General features: G+C 63.6%; 14 protein-coding genes. 7 read left to right on the top strand and 7 right to left on the bottom strand.

Annotated features, from left to right (window positions below):
* Nucleotides 1–49 precede the first annotated feature (49 nt).
* The 5 genes from lpxD to BUA69_RS13375 are packed head-to-tail and all read left to right on the top strand — an operon-like array spanning nucleotide 50 to nucleotide 4,335.
* Nucleotides 50–1,075 carry a UDP-3-O-(3-hydroxymyristoyl)glucosamine N-acyltransferase gene (gene lpxD, locus BUA69_RS13355; RefSeq protein ID WP_046135988.1) on the top strand — a complete coding sequence of 342 codons (1,026 nt, stop codon included), beginning with the start codon at nucleotides 50–52 and terminating at the stop codon, nucleotides 1,073–1,075.
* A complete protein-coding gene (fabZ, locus tag BUA69_RS13360; protein ID WP_046135989.1) occupies nucleotides 1,075–1,560 on the top strand; it encodes a 3-hydroxyacyl-ACP dehydratase FabZ in 486 nt (161 codons plus the stop codon). Before lpxD ends, fabZ begins: the two co-directional genes overlap by 1 nt.
* On the top strand, nucleotides 1,557–2,366 hold the full coding sequence (gene lpxA / locus BUA69_RS13365; RefSeq protein WP_046135990.1) for an acyl-ACP--UDP-N-acetylglucosamine O-acyltransferase: 810 nt from the start codon (nucleotides 1,557–1,559) through the stop codon (nucleotides 2,364–2,366). Before fabZ ends, lpxA begins: the two co-directional genes overlap by 4 nt.
* Nucleotides 2,367–3,206, top strand: a complete 840-nt coding sequence (locus tag BUA69_RS13370; protein WP_052950638.1) for an LpxI family protein — start codon at nucleotides 2,367–2,369, stop codon at nucleotides 3,204–3,206. It abuts the gene before it with no gap.
* Nucleotides 3,199–4,335: a lipid-A-disaccharide synthase gene (locus BUA69_RS13375; protein WP_046135991.1), complete on the top strand. Its 1,137-nt coding sequence runs from the start codon at nucleotides 3,199–3,201 to the stop codon at nucleotides 4,333–4,335. The genes BUA69_RS13370 and BUA69_RS13375 overlap by 8 nt, the downstream gene beginning before the upstream one ends.
* Here the strand turns inward: BUA69_RS13375 and gltA are convergent.
* On the bottom strand, nucleotides 4,322–5,611 hold the full coding sequence (gene gltA / locus BUA69_RS13380; protein WP_046135992.1) for a citrate synthase: 1,290 nt from the start codon (nucleotides 5,609–5,611) through the stop codon (nucleotides 4,322–4,324). The genes BUA69_RS13375 and gltA overlap by 14 nt on opposite strands.
* Nucleotides 5,612–5,757: 146 nt before the next feature.
* Nucleotides 5,758–7,176, bottom strand: coding sequence for a glutamate--tRNA ligase (gltX, locus tag BUA69_RS13385; protein WP_046135993.1), 1,419 nt, complete (start codon nucleotides 7,174–7,176; stop codon nucleotides 5,758–5,760).
* Between the two features lie 216 nt (nucleotides 7,177–7,392).
* On the opposite strand from gltX, the gene BUA69_RS13390 reads away from it, so the two are divergent.
* Nucleotides 7,393–9,411, top strand: a complete 2,019-nt coding sequence (locus BUA69_RS13390) for a ComEC/Rec2 family competence protein (protein ID WP_046135994.1) — start codon at nucleotides 7,393–7,395, stop codon at nucleotides 9,409–9,411.
* On the opposite strand, the gene BUA69_RS13395 is transcribed toward BUA69_RS13390, so the two are convergent.
* Genes BUA69_RS13395 through BUA69_RS13410 form a run of 4 tightly spaced genes read right to left on the bottom strand, consistent with a single transcriptional unit; the run spans nucleotide 9,380 to nucleotide 13,774 of the window.
* Nucleotides 9,380–11,338 (bottom strand): beta-galactosidase, encoded by a 1,959-nt coding sequence (locus tag BUA69_RS13395; RefSeq protein WP_046135995.1) that lies wholly within the window; start codon nucleotides 11,336–11,338, stop codon nucleotides 9,380–9,382. The two genes, BUA69_RS13390 and BUA69_RS13395, sit on opposite strands and share 32 nt — an antisense overlap.
* A 10-nt stretch (nucleotides 11,339–11,348) precedes the next feature.
* Nucleotides 11,349–12,227, bottom strand: coding sequence for an SMP-30/gluconolactonase/LRE family protein (locus BUA69_RS13400; RefSeq protein WP_046135996.1), 879 nt, complete (start codon nucleotides 12,225–12,227; stop codon nucleotides 11,349–11,351).
* Nucleotides 12,224–12,838, bottom strand: a complete 615-nt coding sequence (locus BUA69_RS13405) for a 2-dehydro-3-deoxy-6-phosphogalactonate aldolase (protein WP_046135997.1) — start codon at nucleotides 12,836–12,838, stop codon at nucleotides 12,224–12,226. The genes BUA69_RS13400 and BUA69_RS13405 overlap by 4 nt, the downstream gene beginning before the upstream one ends.
* 12 nt (nucleotides 12,839–12,850) lie before the next feature.
* Nucleotides 12,851–13,774, bottom strand: coding sequence for a 2-dehydro-3-deoxygalactonokinase (locus BUA69_RS13410; RefSeq protein WP_046135998.1), 924 nt, complete (start codon nucleotides 13,772–13,774; stop codon nucleotides 12,851–12,853).
* Nucleotides 13,775–14,058: 284 nt separating this feature from the next.
* On the opposite strand from BUA69_RS13410, the gene BUA69_RS13415 reads away from it, so the two are divergent.
* Nucleotides 14,059–15,867, top strand: coding sequence for an IlvD/Edd family dehydratase (locus tag BUA69_RS13415; RefSeq protein ID WP_046135999.1), 1,809 nt, complete (start codon nucleotides 14,059–14,061; stop codon nucleotides 15,865–15,867).
* A gap of 782 nt (nucleotides 15,868–16,649) precedes the next feature.
* Here BUA69_RS13415 and BUA69_RS13420 read toward each other — a convergent pair.
* On the bottom strand, nucleotides 16,650–17,084 hold the full coding sequence (locus tag BUA69_RS13420; protein WP_052950640.1) for an NUDIX domain-containing protein: 435 nt from the start codon (nucleotides 17,082–17,084) through the stop codon (nucleotides 16,650–16,652).
* Nucleotides 17,085–17,092 lie beyond the last annotated feature (8 nt).

Below are 17,092 nucleotides of genomic sequence, written 5' to 3' on the forward strand. Positions count from 1 at the left end.
TCGAGCCGCGGGGCGGTAGCGCCCGCGGCTCTTTGTTTTAAGTGACACAATGGTCGATACCCGTTTCCACCGATTTTCCGGTCCATCAACGATCGGCACCATCCTGACCGCCATTGGTCGGGATGATCTGCTGTCTGGACTAAGCGATCCCGCGCTGGTCATTACCGGCGTTACCGATCTAGAACTTGCCGGTCCCAGCGATCTCGCCCTGGCCGCCAGTCCAACCTATATCGAAGAGCTTCGCTCGACCGCTGCTGGCGCCGTTATCGTGCTGCCGGCCCTGCGCGATGCGGCTCCGGCGGGGCGCGTCATAATTGCCGCTGACCGGCCGCACCCGCTCTTCGCCGATGTGCTGGATCTGCTTTATCCCGACGATACCCGTTCGGTCATCACCTCCCTGGGTGACGATGCGGTCCCTCCGATTGTCGAGCGCGACGTCACTATCGGCCCCAATGTCGTCATCGGCAGCGGTGTAGAGATCGGCCGCGGCAGCGTTATCGGTGCCAACACCGTTATTGGGGCGGGTGTCACCATCGGGCGCAACTGCGTCATCGCCTCCAACTGCACCATTGATTGCGCCCATATCGGCAATGACGTGGTGATTCACTCCGGCGTGCGCGTCGGCACGGAGGGTTTCGGGTGGCTCGATCATGGCCGCTCGAATCGCAAGGTGCCGCAGCTTGGCCGGGTGATTGTGCAGGACCGGGTCGAGATCGGGGCCAATTCGACCATCGATCGGGGTGCGCTGGGCGATACCGTGCTGGGCGAAGGCACCAAGATCGACAATCTCGTCCAGATCGGCCACAACTGCCGCATCGGCCGCAACTGCCTGATTGCGGCCATGAGCGGGCTTGCCGGCTCGACAATTGTTGGGGATGGGGTGCTGATGGGGGGCAATGTTGGCACCTCCGGGCACTTGACCATCGGCGCCGGATCGGTGATCCACGGGCGCTCTGCGGTGACCAAAGACTGGCCACCCGGATCCAAACTTGCCGGGGCTCCCGCGCAGGATATAAGAGACTTCTGGCGCGAACTCGCCACCATGCGGAAACTCACCAAGGGGGACAAGCGGTAATGAACGATATCTCGACCGCCGGTACGGAACTCAAGGCAATGCAGATTGCCGACATCCTGAAGGCCCTGCCGCATCGCTATCCCATGCTGATGATCGACCGCATCGTCGAGATCAATGGCGATGAGACCGCCATCGGCATCAAGAACGTGACCTTCAACGAGCCGATCTTCCAGGGCCACTTTCCGGACAATCCGATTTTTCCGGGTGTGCTGATCATCGAAGGTATGGCCCAGACTGCCGGTGCCATCGTCATCCATCACGATTCCAATGCGGCCAGCGAAGGCCGCAAGAACATCGTCATGATGCTGGGCGTCGATAAGGCCAAGTTCCGCAAGCCGGCGGGCCCCGGCGACCGCCTGGAATATCACATCGCCAAGATCCAGCGCCGGCGCAATGTCGGCCGCTATGAAGCCAAGGCGATGGTCGATGGCGTGTTGATCGCCGAAGCCGAGATCACCGCGATGATCATCGAGGCGCCGCTGTGACCGACGCGACCGTCCACCCCTCAGCCATAGTCGCGCCAACGGCGCGGCTTGGAGCGGGCGTGAAGGTCGGCCCCTTTTGCATCGTCGGCCCCAATGTGGTGCTGCATGATGGCGTGGAGCTGGTGTCGCATGTCTCTATCGATGGCATCACCGAGATTGGTGCGGGCACCCGTATCTTTCCGTTTGCCTCGATCGGCCATCAGCCGCAGGATCTGAAATACGCTGGCGAGGAGTCTCGGCTGGAGATTGGTGAACGCTGCGTCATTCGTGAAGCCGTGACCATTAATCCGGGCACTGAAGGCGGCGGCATGCTGACCAAGATCGGCAATGACTGCCTGATCATGGCCAATGCCCACGTCGCCCACGACTGCATCATCGGCAACAATGTCATCATGGCCAATTATGTTGGCCTTGCCGGTCACTGCGTGGTCGGGAACAATGTGATCTTCGGCGGCGCCTGCGTCGTGCATCAGTTCACCCGCGTTGGTCCGCATGCCTTCGTTGGCGCCCAGTCGATGGTCGATGGCGATATCATTCCCTATGGCATGGCCGTCGGGAACCGGGCTGCGCTCACCGGGCTCAACCTTGTCGGCCTCAAGCGCCGCAAGTTCGACCGTGAGGCGATCCATCGCCTGCGCGCCGCCTACCGGATGATCTTCTCGACCGAAGGCACTTTGCGCGAACGCGTCGAGGATGCCTCCGAGCTGTTCAAGGACGACCAGTTGGTGCAGGACGTCGTGGCCTTCATCGCCGCCGCGTCCGATCGCCCGATCCTGATGCCGCGCAATGGACAGACGACCGAGTAAATGGCCAAGTCGCCTGGGCGCTTGACCATCTTCGCCGGCACGGGTGACCTGGTTCCCCATGCCATCGACGCTGCTTTGGCGGCGGGCTACAAGGTGCAGGTCATGGCGCTGACGCCACGACCCGACATTACGGCGGTCAAGGTCATCGTCGCCGACGTAGCCAATCCCCTGGCGATCATCTGGTCGCTCAAGGTCTTCCGCACCAGCCACATCCTGATGGTGGGTGCCATCCATCTGCCGGACAAGGCCCGTGAGGGCCTGATCCGCTTTGCCAACGGCAATAACCCAACCAAATCAGCCTCTTCGGCGCCTGTCGGCGACGCGACGCTGGCTGCGCTGGGTACGGTGCTGAAGAAAATGACAGGTGCGGATTTGATCGGCGTTCATGAACTGTCGCCCGATCTCCTGGCACCCGAGGGCCATATTGCCGGCCCGGACGTCGCCAGCGACGATGCAGTGTTCGCACTGCAGACGGCGCGGGCCATTGGCCGGCTCGATATCGGGCAGGCCGCCGTGGTGTCCGGCCGCCGCGTCATAGCGGTTGAGGATATTGGCGGGACCGATGATCTGATTGCCCGGGTGGGAACGCTGCGGCGCAATGGGCTGGCGGGGGATGGCGCAGCGCGGTTGACGCTGGCCAAGGCGATGAAGCCGCAACAGCCTGGATTTGCTGATCTTCCGGCCATTGGGCCGACAACGGTTGAGAACTGCGCTGCGGCCGGGATTGCGACTATCGTGGTCGAAGCAGGGCGCAGCTTGCTGCTGATGCGGGCGGATTTGCTGGCAGCTGCTGACAAGCATGGCATCACTATTACCGGCGTGGTGATCGGCGATGAGTGAGGCCCTCAAGCTGTTCATTCTGGCTGGCGAACCCTCCGGCGACAGGATCGGCGCTGATCTGGTCCGCCGCCTGCGCGACAAGGCCACCATCGCGCTGACCGGCGTCGGCGGCGATGAACTGATCGGGCAGGGGCTCAAGCCGTTGTTCCCAATGAGTGACCTCGCCGTTATGGGTCTGACCGACGTGCTGGTGCGCCTGCCGCTGCTCCTGTGGCGGCTGGAGCAGACGGCCCGCGCCATCCTGGCAGCGAAGCCCGATGTCGTGGTGCTGATCGATGCGCAGGATTTTTCCAAACTATTGGCCAAGCGGCTCAAGGCAAAGGGCTATGCCGGACCGTTGATTCTCTATGTCGCGCCCAGTGTCTGGGCTCGCGCGCCGCAACGCGCTGCCAAGCTCCTGCCGCTGTTCAATGAAGTGCTCGCCGTGCTGCCCTTCGAGCCCAGGGTCATGGCCGAACTCGGCGGGCCGCCAACCTGTTTTGTCGGTCATCCCTCGCTTGGCGAAAGCCTGCCCGAGCGAGCACCCGCCGAGCGCGGCCTCGTCGCGCTGCTGCCGGGTAGCCGCAATGGCGAGCTGCGCCGGCATATGCCCCTGCTGCGCCAGGCGGCCATTGATCTGGCCGATCATCCTGCGGTCAGCGGCTTCTTCATTCCCACGCTCCGCTCGCTGGAAGCGCGGTTGCGCGCCGAGACGGCCGACTGGCCGGTGCCGGTGACCATCGTGGCGGATCGCGACGAGCGGCATAAGCTCTATGAGCAGAGCGTGCTGGCGCTTTCGGTGTCAGGAACCGCGACGCTGGAACTGGCCATGGCGCGGGTGCCGATGGTGGTGGTCTATGTGCTGGATGCGCCGCAGGCGCGCGAGTTCGACCGCATCGGCCGCCCCCATGTCGGTCTGCCCAATATCATCCTTGGCCGCAATGTGACCGAGGAACTGATCACCGCGCAGGCCGAGCCCGAAGCCCTGCATGCCGCGGCACTGCGGCTGCTGGATGACAAAAAAGCCCGCCAAAGCCAGGTTGAGGCATTTGGCGAGCTGATTGGTCTGATGGCGAATGGCACGGCAGATGCGCCCCGTCAGGACCCGGCGGACCGGGTCCTCGCCTATTGGCAGATTAGCGGCCGGTGATCTCAGCGTAGTCGCGGGCCGGCGAGCCGTTATACAGCTGGCGCGGACGGCCGATCTTCTTCTGCGGATCGCCGATCATTTCCTTCCACTGCGCAATCCAGCCAACAGTACGCGCGACGGCGAACAGCACGGTGAACATCGAGGTGGGGAAGCCGATCGCCTCGAGAATGATGCCCGAGTAGAAATCGACGTTTGGATAGAGCTTGCGGTCGATGAAGTAGGGGTCTTCGAGCGCGATCTTTTCCAGCGCCTGGGCAACCTGCAGTGTCGGGTTGTTGTGAACGCCGAGCAGGTCGAGCACTTCCTTGGCGGTAGCCTGCATCACGGTCGCGCGCGGATCGAAGTTCTTGTAGACGCGGTGACCAAAGCCCATGAGCTTGAACGGATCGTTCTTGTCCTTGGCGCGGGCGATGAACTCGGGAATGCGGTCGACGGTGCCGATTTCCTTGAGCATGTTGAGCGCGGCTTCGTTGGCGCCGCCATGGGCAGGGCCCCACAGGCAGGCCACGCCGGCAGCGATACAGGCGAAGGGATTGGCGTCGGACGAGCCGGCAAGGCGCACGGTCGAGGTCGAGGCGTTCTGTTCGTGATCGGCATGCAGGGTGAAGATCAGGTCCATTGCCTTGGCAATGGTCGGGTTCACCTTGAACTGCTCGGCCGGAACCGAGAAGCACATGTGCAGGAAGTTCGACGCGAAATCGAGATCGTTGCGCGGGTACACGAACGGCTGGCCGATCGAATACTTGTAGGCCATGGCTGCGATCGTCGGCATCTTGGCGATCATGCGGATCGAGGCGATCTCGCGCTGCTGCGGATCGGTGATGTCGGTGGAGTCATGATAAAACGCCGCCATGGCGCCGACCACGCCGGTCATCACTGCCATCGGATGGGCATCGCGACGGAAGCCGCGATAGAAATAGTGCATCTGCTCGTGGACCATGGTGTGGCGCGTCACCAGGGTGTCGAACTCGGCCATCTGGGCCTTGTTGGGCAGTTCGCCATAAAGCAGCAGGTAGCAGACTTCGAGGTAATTGCTCTTTTCGGCCAGCTGGTCGATGGGGTAGCCGCGATACAGCAGCTCGCCCTTGTCGCCATCGATATAGGTGATGGCGCTGTCGCAGGCCGCCGTCGAGGTGAAGCCAGGGTCGTAGGTGAACATGCCGGTCTTGGCATAGAGGGATCGGATATCGATGACATCCGGCCCAACCGTTCCGGACAAGACCGGGAATTCGTGGGTCTGGTCCCCGATGACGAGTTTGGCGACTTTGTCGGTCATTTAGCTCTCCTCGATGGCCCGCAACCCGGAAGGAATTTCGATGGGCTGGGCCGGCAAATTTGCCTCAGTTAGATACAGGCTTGGGTATCAGCTTTCACCCCTGGAGGGCAACCAATGGGTAAGCATTGCTTACCCTATGGCAGTCCTCAGGGAGCAGTAATCTGGTCGCCCAGCCGCGCCAGGCTTTCTTCCTTTCCGATCAACACCATCACCTCGAAAATGCCGGGGGAGATGGTGCGGCCGGTGAGGGCGGCACGCAGTGGCTGTGCCAGCTTGCCAAGCTTGAGCCCCTTGGATTCCGCCAGGGTGCGCATGGCCGCATCGATTGCCGGAACGCTCCAGTCATTGAGGCCACGCAGCAGCGCGTTCATGTCGGCCAGGACGCCACGCGCGTCGTCGGTCAACAGCACCGCCGCAGCAGCATCGATAGCAAGCGGACGTGTCGCATAGATGAACTGGGCGAGGTCAATGAGCTCCAGCACGGTCTTGGCGCGGGGCTGCAATTCGGGCAGGGCGGCCAGCACGGTCGCCTTGTTGGCGGTGAGCCCGTCGACATCGGTCAGGCGGCCGACTTCCTGCGCGGTCGCCAGCATGACCTCATAGAGATAGTCCGGCTTGGCTTCGCGGATGTAATGGCCGTTGATGCTCTCGAGCTTGACGAAATCGAAGCGGGCCGCGCCCTTGTTCAGCCCTTCGAGGCTAAACCACTCGATCATCTGCTCGGTCGAGAAGATCTCGTCGTCATTGTGGCTCCAGCCGAGGCGGGCGAGGTAATTGCGCAGCGCTTCGGGCAAATAGCCCATTTCGCGATAGGCGTTGACGCCCAGGGCGCCATGGCGCTTGGACAGCTTGGCCCCATCGGCACCGTGGATCAGCGGGATGTGGGTCATCTCCGGCACGGTCCAGCCCATCGCATTATAGATGATGATCTGGCGGGCGGCGTTGGTCAGGTGATCGTCGCCACGGATGATGTGGGTGACGCCCATGTCGTGGTCGTCGACCACCACGGCATGCATGTAGGTCGGGGTGCCGTCCGAGCGCAGGATGATGAAGTCGTCGAGGTTCTCGGTCTTGAACACGACCTTGCCCTGCACGTGGTCATCGACCACGATTTCGCCGGTCAGGGGCGCCTTGATGCGGATGACCGGCGCGACGCCAGCGGGCGCCTCCGACTGGTCACGATCGCGCCAATACCCATTGTAGCGCGGCGGCTTGCCGGCAGCGCGGGCTTCTTCGCGCATCTGGGTCAGCTCTTCGGGCGAGCAGTAGCACTTATAGGCATGGCCCATGGCGACGAGTTCGTGCGCCACTTCGGCATGGCGCGCGGCGCGCGAGAACTGCAGCGTCGGCTCATCGTCCCACTTCAGGCCCAGCCAGGTCAGGCCGTCATAGATGGCCTGGATCGCCGGTTCGGTCGAACGTTCGCGGTCGGTATCCTCGATGCGCAGCAGCATCTTGCCGCCGGTGTGACGCGCATAGGCCCAGTTGAACAGGGCCGTACGGGCACTGCCGATATGCAGATAGCCGGTGGGCGAGGGAGCAAAACGGGTGATGACCTGGGACATGCAAAGACCGGAACGGTTGGACGAGTTTCGGTGCCGTGTGTACCATAGGCGGGCATGAGCGCAAGGGCGGGGGCGCAGCCGGTGCAGGGGCCAGAAATTCTGGACGCAACCAGACCGGGCACACAGGCCCGGCCACCAGCGGTTTGGCCACGCCCGCAGCCAACAGAACTTGCCATTCTTGACCATCCCCTACGCGTAGCGAACTCGTTACGAGCGGTGCTGGCGAATGCCGTCGAGGGCCGCCGGCTCTTCGTGCTGCTGCCCTTCGCGATGATAGCCGGTTTGATCTGCTATGCCGGCCTGCCATTCGAGCCGCAATACTGGGCACTGGCCGGAATCGGTGCCGTCTTGGCGGCCGCAATCATCATGTCGCTGGCGCAAATTAACCGCCTGCGGGTGCTGGTTTTGCTGGCCGCATTCTGGGCCGGGCTGGGGCTTTTGCCGGTGCATGGCGCGCTGTTCGGCACGCCCATGCTGGGTTTTCCGATCTATGGCGAATACGAAGCCGTGGTCGATGAAATCCTGTCCCAGACTGACGTCGAGCGGCGGATCATCGTTTCGCGCCTGGTACCCATCGGCGATGCCAGGCCGGCGGGAATCGTCCGGGCCCGATTGCTGGTCGGAGCTGAGCCGCCCCTGCAGCCCGGCGACGTCATCCGGGCCAAGCTGCGGCTGGCGCCAGTGCCCGGCCCGGTCTTGCCGGGATCGTTCGATGGCCAGTTCCACGCCTTTTTCAGCGGCATCGGCGCCTATGGCAATGTCACCAGCGGATTGAGCCTCGTCTCGGAGGGCAGCGCCTTCGATCCGACAAGGCGGGTCGAGGGACTGCGCTCTGCCATTGCCGGGCGCATCGCAGCGGTGCTGGAGGGGCCGGCCTCCGCCATCGGTCAAGCCATGGTCATGGGCGACCAGAGCGCCATCAGCGACGAAACCCGCGATGTCATGGCCGCCTCGGGGCTGGCGCATATCTATTCGATCTCGGGCCTGCATCTGTCGCTGGTGGCGGGCGGCATGTTCTTCCTGCTGCGGTTGGCATTGGCCTCGGTGCCGGGCTGGACGCAGACCCTGCCGATCAAGAAGATCGCCGCGATTGGCGGCATCGTCACTGCCTGTGGTTACCTGCTGCTGGCGGGCGGCGTGGCCAATGTGCCGGCTCTGCGCTCCACCATCATGCTGGGGCTGATCTTTGGTGCCATCCTCGCCGGGCGGCGGGCACTGACGATGCGCAATGTGGCCATTGCGGCGCTGGCGATCATCATCATCGACCCCGCCAGCATCTTCCGCGCCAGCTTCCAGCTATCATTCGCCGCCGTGGTCGCGCTGATCGGAATTTATGAACTGCCGCGGCTGGCTCCGCCGGAGAATCGCGGCTGGTTCTCGCGTTTCGCCCGCAATGTCAGGCTGACAGCGCTGACCAGCCTGATCGCTGGGACCGCGACGGTGTTGTTCTCGGCCTACCACTTCCAGCAAACGGCGCCCTTGGGCGTCGTCGGCAATGTGCTGGTGCTGCCGGTGGTCAGCTTCGTCATCATGCCATTCGCCATGCTGTCGGTCCTCGCCATGCCATTCGGCATCGAGGCGCCATTCGTGCGCATCATGGGCTGGGGCATCGAGCGGATGGTCGATGGCGCGGAGCTGGTGGCGAGCTGGAGCGCCGGGCTTGATTCCAATCCGCTGCTGACCAGCACGGCCCTGATCATCGGACTAATCGCGCTGGCGTGGTTCGCCTTCCTGCAGAATTACTGGCGCTTGGCCGGACCGGTGCTGGCCATCCCGGCAGTGCTGCTGTTCGGCCTCGATATCAGGCCCGATGTCCTCATTGCCGACACCACGCAAGCCGTGGCCGTGCGGGGCGCAGATGGGATGGGGCTGCTGACCGGCAAGGCGGGCAGCTTTGCTGTCGATGTCTGGAGCGAGCATTATCAGGAAGAGATCGCGCCGTTACTGCCCGGTGCGCGCTGCGATAGCCTGGCCTGTGTGGCCAATGCCGGGCAATTCTCGGTCGCCGTGGTCAAGAGTGCCGAGGCCTTCGCCGAGGATTGCGCGCGCCATCAATTGGTCATCACAAGGTTACGGGCGCCGCAGGCCTGCCGGGCTCAGGCGCAGGTGGTGGATGCCCGCGATCTGGCGGCGGGCGGGGTGCATTGGCTGCGCTGGGACGCGACGGCGGACGGATTTGCCGTCCGCACCGCCGTGCCCAATCTCACCCGGCCGTGGCGAGCCGGGCCAAGGTAACGCCTGCAGCCGGCATATCCACGCCGCCCAGCACATAGCCGGTTTCATCGGCAGCCGGCGTCAGCGTCGCGGGGCCGGCGCCATAGTTGACATAGACCCGCATGCCATCGCGCACGCGGCAGCGCACACCAGCGGGCAGGGCCAGTGTCGGCAGGTCGGCTTCGGCGATCAGGTAATCAACGACGCGCTGGACCAGCGCCTTGGAGCCGCTGGCCGCGAGGTAGAACAGCTTGCCCTGCGACAGCAGCACCGGCCAGTTCTCGGCATCCTCGATCACCACTTCGGCAGTGGTCTCGATGCGCTCGCGCCAGTGATGCACCGAGCCGCCGCCGCCCTTGACCTCGACCTCCAACTGCGGATCGACGCTGTCGACGCGGATCACCTTGGCGGCCAGCAGGTTCTGCGGCAGGTCGGGACCCAGAGCGGCAGGGATCGAGAAGTTCTCCGTCTTCGAACCGCTGCGGGGCCCAATCAGCAGATGGCCCTCGAACTCGGCGATGGCAGTGCGCAGTGTCTCGTTCCAGGCAAACAGCGCCGGAATGGCGACAATGTCATAGCCGGCAAAGCTCTTGGTGTGGGGCGACAGGATATCGATATCGACGCCATGCTTGCGGAAGGCGGCATAGATGGCGCGGACATGGGCGCCATGGGTAAAGCCCCTGGCCTGTGGCTGGATTTCCCAGGCCCATTCGCTCTGATAATCAAAGACAATGCCGACGCGGCCCTTGGCAGCAATGCCGGCAAGGCCGGTGGCGCGCAGCTCCTCTGCGACTTGCGTCGCTTCGTGATAGGCGGGCGCTGGCTCGCTATCGGGCCGCAGCAGGCCGGCATGCATCTGCTCCTGCGCAAACGGCGCCTGCCGCCAGCGGAAATACGACACCACCTCGGCGCCATGGGCAAAGGCTTCCCATGCCCACAGCCGGGCCATGCCGGGCAGCGGATCGGGATTGAAAATGCCCCAGTTCACCGGGCCGGGCTGCTGCTCCATGATCCACCAGCGGCCATGGCCGACCGTGCGATAGAGATCGTGGTGGAAGGCCGCATTGTCGGGGTCGCCTTGGCGCAGATAGAGCCGCTTGACCTCGTCGGGCTCATTGCTGGTGGCCAGGTGGCCGAGCGGATAGCTGTCCCAGCTGGCAATATCGAGGGTTTCGGCCACATCGTAATGGTCGAACTCGGTGTAGCGGCTCATGAAATTGTGGATCACCGGCAGGTCGGGGCGCGCCTGCTTGAGGATGTCGAACTGCACCTTGTTGAAGGCCGCGACCTGATCGGACGCATAGCGGCGGAAATCGAGGTCATGTGCGGGCGCCGCCTCGCAGACCAGGAGGTTCGGCAGTTCGATCTGATCGAAGCGATTATATTCCATCGACCAGAACACATTGCCCCAGGCCTCGTTCAGGGCTTCGATCGTGCCATAGCGCTGCTCCAGCCACAGCCGGAATCCGCTCAGCGCCGCGGGGGAATAGGAATAGGTCGTTCCGTGGCAGCCATATTCATTGTCGGTCTGCCAGCCGCTTAGCGCCGGATGCTGGCCAATGGCATCGGCAAGCAGCTTGACGATGCGCTGGCATTCCGCCCGATAGCCGAGATGGGAGAAGTCATAATGCCGGCGCGAGCCAAAGCCCTTGCGCTGGCCCCTTGCGTCGACCGCCAGCATGTCCGGATGCTTGTCGATCATCCAGCGCGGCGGCGTTGCCGTCGGGGTGCCGAACACCACCTTGAGCCCGTGGCGCCCCAGCACATCCATGGCCCGGATCAACCAATCGAACTGCAGATCGCCCGGGGTCGGCTCCAGCCGCGACCAGGCGAACTCGCCGATGCGGACAATTCTGATGCCCACTTCGGCCATGCTGGCCGCATCGCGCTCCCACCCTGCCTCGGGCCAATGTTCGGGATAGTAGCAAACGCCGAGGGCAGGGGTCATGGGAGCGGCTCTAGAGAGTGATGAGGGCTTCGGGCAGGCCGGCAATATCCAGATCGATGGCGAAGACGCTGCCGGCATGTTTTTCGGCAGCGATCTGCTGGGGGCTCAGGGTCTTGCTGGCAGTGGTGATGTAGAGGGTCTTGAGATCGGGGCCGCCAAAGGCCGGGCATGTCACCTGGCTCACCGGCACTTCGATGATCCGGTCGATCGAGCCATCTGGCGCGTGGCGCACCACGCAGGAGCCGCCCCAGCGGGCGTTCCATAGATAGCCTTCGCTATCGACCACGGCGCCATCGGGATAGCCGCGATGGCCGGACACATCGGCAAACAGCGTCCAATCGCCAATCGGCAGCCCGGTGGCGGGATCGGTCGGGCACTGCATGATCCGCATGGTCGGCGTATCGGTCCAATAGGCGATGCGGCCATCCGGCGAGAAGCAGGTGGCGTTGGGGATCGAAATGCCCGATTTGAGCACGGTCAGCTCCCCGGCGCGGTAATGATAGACCGAGCCGATCGCCGCTTCCTCTTCGCTCTTGGTCATGGTGCCGATCCAGAATGCACCGGACGGATGCACCCGGCTGTCATTGCCACGGGTCTGCGGCTTGTCGGCCTCGATGCCCACAAGCGGCGCAATGCCACCGGTGGCGATGTCAAAGCCCTTGAGGCCAGTTTCGGTAACCAGAACCAGCGTCGCGTCATCAACGATCGCGGCAGCCGCGACGTTTTCATTGAACAGCCACTGGTCGGCGATCTCGCCGCTGGCAGTAACGGCGGACAGCGTCTGCTCGTTGATATCGAAGAAGAACAATTGCTGGCGGCCGACATGCCAGACCGGACCTTCGCCCAGCGAGGACTGGCTATCGAGAAACAGCTTTGCCGTCTGGGTCATTGCGGGCGGCCCTGGTCATAGGCCGCGACCGCTGTAACGGCGCGCTCGCTGACTTCGGCGACACTCATGCCGGGCTTGTAAATATAGGTGCCGAGCCCGAAACCGGCGCAGCCGGCGGCGAAATACTCGGTGAAATTGTCCGGATTGGCGCCGCCCACGGCATAAAGCGGCAAGTCGGGCGGCAGCACCGCCTTCATCGCCTTGATGCCCTTGGGGCCCAGCACTTCGGCCGGGAAGAATTTCAGCCCGGTGGCGCCGGCCTTGATGGCGCGGAACGCATCGCTGGGCGTGAACACGCCGGGATAGGAGCCGAGCCGGATGCGCACGGTCTCTTCGATCACCGATTTGTTGGTGTCGGGCGAAACGATGAAGGTGCCGCCGGCATCAGCCACGGCCCAGACCTGCTTCTTGCTGAGCACCGTGCCGGCGCCGATGGCAGCCATGTCGCCGAACTGGTTGGCGCATAGCGCAATGCTGGTCAGCGCATCCGGCGAATTCAGCGGCACTTCGATCATGGTGATGCCGGCATCGATCAGCGCCTGGCAGACGTCGATGGATTCGGGCGGGGTGATGCCACGCAGAATGGCGATGAGATGGCGGTGGGCCTGCATGATAGTCTCCGATCAGGCGATAAAGCTGCGGGCGGCGGTGAGGCCGGCGATGACGGCCTCGGTGGCGTCGACCAGGCGCGAGCGCGCGCCGATCCTGGCCAGAGCCCCAGCATAAAGGGTGCAGAGTTCGCTCGAACCGATCAGCGGCACTTCGCTGTCGCCGATCCAGTCGCGGTTGGCGCCGATTTCGGTGCCGATGAGGAGGCCCGACAGATAGCCGGCGCACCAGTCCGGCTGGCGGCCCGACAGGAGTGAGCCGGCCCGAACCTGGAACAATTGCCCCATCAGCTTTTCGGGATGAGCGAGGCCAATTTCAACGCCGGCCTCAAAGCCAGCTGCGCGGCCGGGCCCGTTGAGCTCGCCCTGCAGCGAATGGCGCAGCACCGAATGGGTGCGCAGCACCTCGAACATTTCGCCGGTCATGGCGGTGGCAAAGCGCTCGATCCGCGTGCCGTTGAGCTGCACCCATTTGGAATGCGTGCCGGGCATGCAGACAACGCCGGAAAACCCGGGCTGCAGCGCCGCGAGGCCGAGCAGCTGGGTTTCCTCGCCGCGCATGACATTGTCGCCGCCCTGGCCCTTTTGGCACACGCCGGGCAGGATCGCTGGCCGCAACCGGCCCTCTGGCATCTCCGGATGCACCGCGCCTTGCAGCAGCCCGCGCAGATCGGCGGGGGCCTCGAGATAGGGCGCTTCCAGCCAGCCCTGACGGGCGCCGGCCATGCCACAAATCAGCACATCGAGGTCATTGCCACTCGCTGGAACGACATCGCCCAGCAATTCACTCAACGCGCCGGAGAACTCCTCGCGGCTGAGCTTGCCCATGCCCTTGGCTGATGAGCGCGCGAATGTCACCGCGCCGGCATCATCCACCCCCCAGGCGCGCAGATTGGAGGTTCCCCAATCCACCGCGACCCATTCCGCCTTGTTCGTCAACGCCAGACCCCGTTTGTTACAATGGTTGCGGGGAAACTAGTCGCTGTGTCCCGTTTCAACCAGCCCGAATCTGGCGCGCAAAGCTGCGTCCAAACCAACATGAAAGCGGGCAGGGGTCTTGTCGTCCGGTAAGGTTGTTCAGCCGTTCCGGAAACTCCTCAAAGTCTTCTGTCATCAAGGCCGTTTTCGACAGAATCGCCTTCATTCCTAGTATGGAAGTGCTAGAACGACAGGCGACATCAGGCGCGGATGGTGCGCCCAGACGCGGATCGAGGAATACGGACATGACGGCAAGCAACGGCGGTAATCCCAGCAAGAAGCTGCGCTCGCGCGCCTGGTTCGACAATCCGGATAATCCGGACATGACGGCGCTCTATCTTGAGCGCTACATGAATTTCGGGGTGTCGCGCGAAGAGCTGCAGTCCGACCGCCCGATCATCGGCATTGCCCAGACCGGCTCCGATCTCAGCCCCTGCAATCGCCACCATATCGTGCTTGCCGAGCGTGTCCGCGAAGGTATCCGCGAAGCGGGTGGCATTGCCATCGAATTTCCGGTGCATCCGATCCAGGAAACCGGCAAGCGCCCGACCGCCGGGCTCGACCGGAACCTGGCCTATCTCGGCCTCGTCGAAGTGCTCTATGGCTATCCGCTCGATGGCGTCGTCCTCACCATCGGCTGCGACAAGACCACCCCGGCCATGCTGATGGGCGCGGCGACGGTCAACATTCCCGCCATCGCGCTGTCGGTCGGCCCGATGCTGAACGGCTGGCACAAGGGCGAGCGGACCGGTTCGGGCACCATCGTCTGGAAGGCCCGCCAGATGATGGCCGCCGGCGAGATCGATTACGCCCAGTTCATCGAGCTGGTAGCCTCTTCTGCCCCCTCGACCGGTTTTTGCAACACCATGGGCACGGCCACGACGATGAACTCGCTGGCCGAAGCGCTGGGCATGCAGCTGCCGGGCTCGGCCGCCATTCCCGCGCCGTATCGCGATCGCCAGGAAATGGCCTATCGCACCGGCAAGCGGATCGTCGACATGGTGCATGAGGACCTCAAGCCCTCCGACATCCTGACCAAGGACAATTTCCAGAATGCCATCGTGGTCAACTCGGCCATCGGTGGCTCGACCAATGCGCCGATCCACATTCAGGCCATCGCCCGGCACATCGGCGTCGAACTGGAACTGCAGGATTTCCAGACCTATGGCCACAAGGTGCCACTGCTGGTGAACCTGCAGCCGGCTGGCGAATATCTGGGCGAGGACTATTACCACGCTGGCGGAGTGCCCGCGGTGGTCAACGAGTTGATGGGGCAGGGCCTGATCCGCGAGGATGCCCCGACCGTCAACGGCAAGAGCATTGGCGAGAACTGCCGCAATACAACCATTCAGGACGATAAGGTCATCCGCCACTTCGATAATCCGCTCAAGACCGATGCGGGCTTCCTGGTGTTGCGCGGCAACCTGTTCGACAATGCCATCATGAAGACCAGCGTGATTTCGTCCGAGTTCCGCGAGCGCTATCTGGCCAATCCCGAACATCCCGGCATGTTCGAAGGCAAGGCGGTGGTGTTCGATGGTCCCGAGGACTACCACCACCGGATCGACGATCCCGCGCTGGAGATCGACGAGAATACGCTGCTGTTCATGCGCGGCGCCGGCCCCATCGGCTATCCCGGCGCAGCCGAAGTGGTGAACATGCGGCCACCGGCCTATCTCATCAAGAAGGGCATCCACGCCCTGGCCTGTATCGGCGATGGCCGCCAGTCCGGCACCTCCGGCTCGCCCTCGATCCTCAACGCTTCGCCCGAAGCCGCCGCCGGCGGCAATCTCGCTATCCTGCGGACGGGCGACCGGGTGCGCATCGATCTCAATCTCGGCCAGGCCAATATCCTGATCTCCGACACCGAAATCGCCACCCGCCGCCAGGAACTCGCCGAAGCCGGCGGCTACAAATACCCCGCCAACCAGACGCCCTGGCAGGAAATTCAGCGCGGTATCGTCGACCAGCTCGGCAACGGCGCCGTGCTCAAGCCGGCGGTGGGGTATCAGCGTATCGCCCAGAGCAAGGGCCTGCCACGCGACAATCACTGATTGTCGTAAGGTATTGAATAAAAAGGGCGATCAGGGAACTGGTCGCCCTTTCTGTTTGGGGCGAGGTCTATTTTGTTGGGTAGGGGTGCTCGAGACAACGATGCCTGCGCACGACGGGTCAACAACCCAGCAGCAGCACAAGCTCGCCCACGGAGTCAGTCCCGCGCAGGCGGGAAACCATTCTTGCTTCAGCGTCGTGAGCATGGATTCCCGCCTGCGCGGGAATGACCCGGTGTGTTTGCGGTGCGATGCGGTGTGTGTGCTTTAAACCAATGCGAGCGGCTCCAATAGCCGACCCGCTGTCACCTTGTTGGTATCCCACCCACCACGCCGCCCACAGGCTTCACACGCGGGGCACTTTCGTCACGGCACGAACAGCCAATGATCCGTGGGCCGGGGCCCAGGCGGGGCGGCAAAGAGGCGGCAGGTGAGAAGAAGTCGGCGCGTGACAGCCCTAGCAACGGAGCAGCAGTTCGATCTCTCAATCAAGCGAGAAAACTGGATCCCGGCTTTCGCCGGGATGATGCGGTGGGGAGCAAGATGCTGCTTCTTCGCGTGCAGGCAAACTGCGCGAATACAACCTCTGCCGTGCCCCACAAAACCATCACCCGTCATCCCGGCGAAAGCCGGGATCCAGTTTGTTTCAGGCAAGTCTGAAGTGCATGATCCAATCCGCAGCACCGCACACAGGCCGCCGTTCGCGAAACAGCCCCGGCGAGCAGCCGCGCGCCACTCACAATCGACCATCAAGCCGCTGGAACCGCCGCCGCCTCCCGCGTCACCTACAGCCCAACCTGCGCCTGCTCGTCCAGCATCCGCTCAATGCTCGCCATCGCCCGGACGAAAACCGGATCCCAGTCCGCATCTGCCATTGGCGTGCCGAGGCGGTGCCAGGAGAAGGCAAACAGGTGGCCGCCATCGTCGAAGCAGCGGAAGCTCCAGCTGTCAGGCAGGTCGGCAACCGGGCAGAGAACGAAGTGCCAGAGCTGGCCATCGGCAATTTCCGCATCGCTGCCGAGGAGGTGCCCCTCAGCCTGGGTCGGAACGCCGGATTTCTCGAACAGCTCGCGCTGGGCGGTCCGGCCCGGCTTCTCACCCGGCTCGATACTGCCCTTGATGAGCTGCATACCGGCCAGGGGATGGCGAAACACCACGATATCAGTGCCGTCCTCCCGATGGCGCAATACCACCGGGCAGGCCTTGCCGATTGCCGTCACAGCCGGCC

It is taken from the genome of Devosia limi DSM 17137, assembly GCF_900128975.1.
In the GTDB taxonomy this organism is placed as follows: domain Bacteria; phylum Pseudomonadota; class Alphaproteobacteria; order Rhizobiales; family Devosiaceae; genus Devosia; species Devosia limi.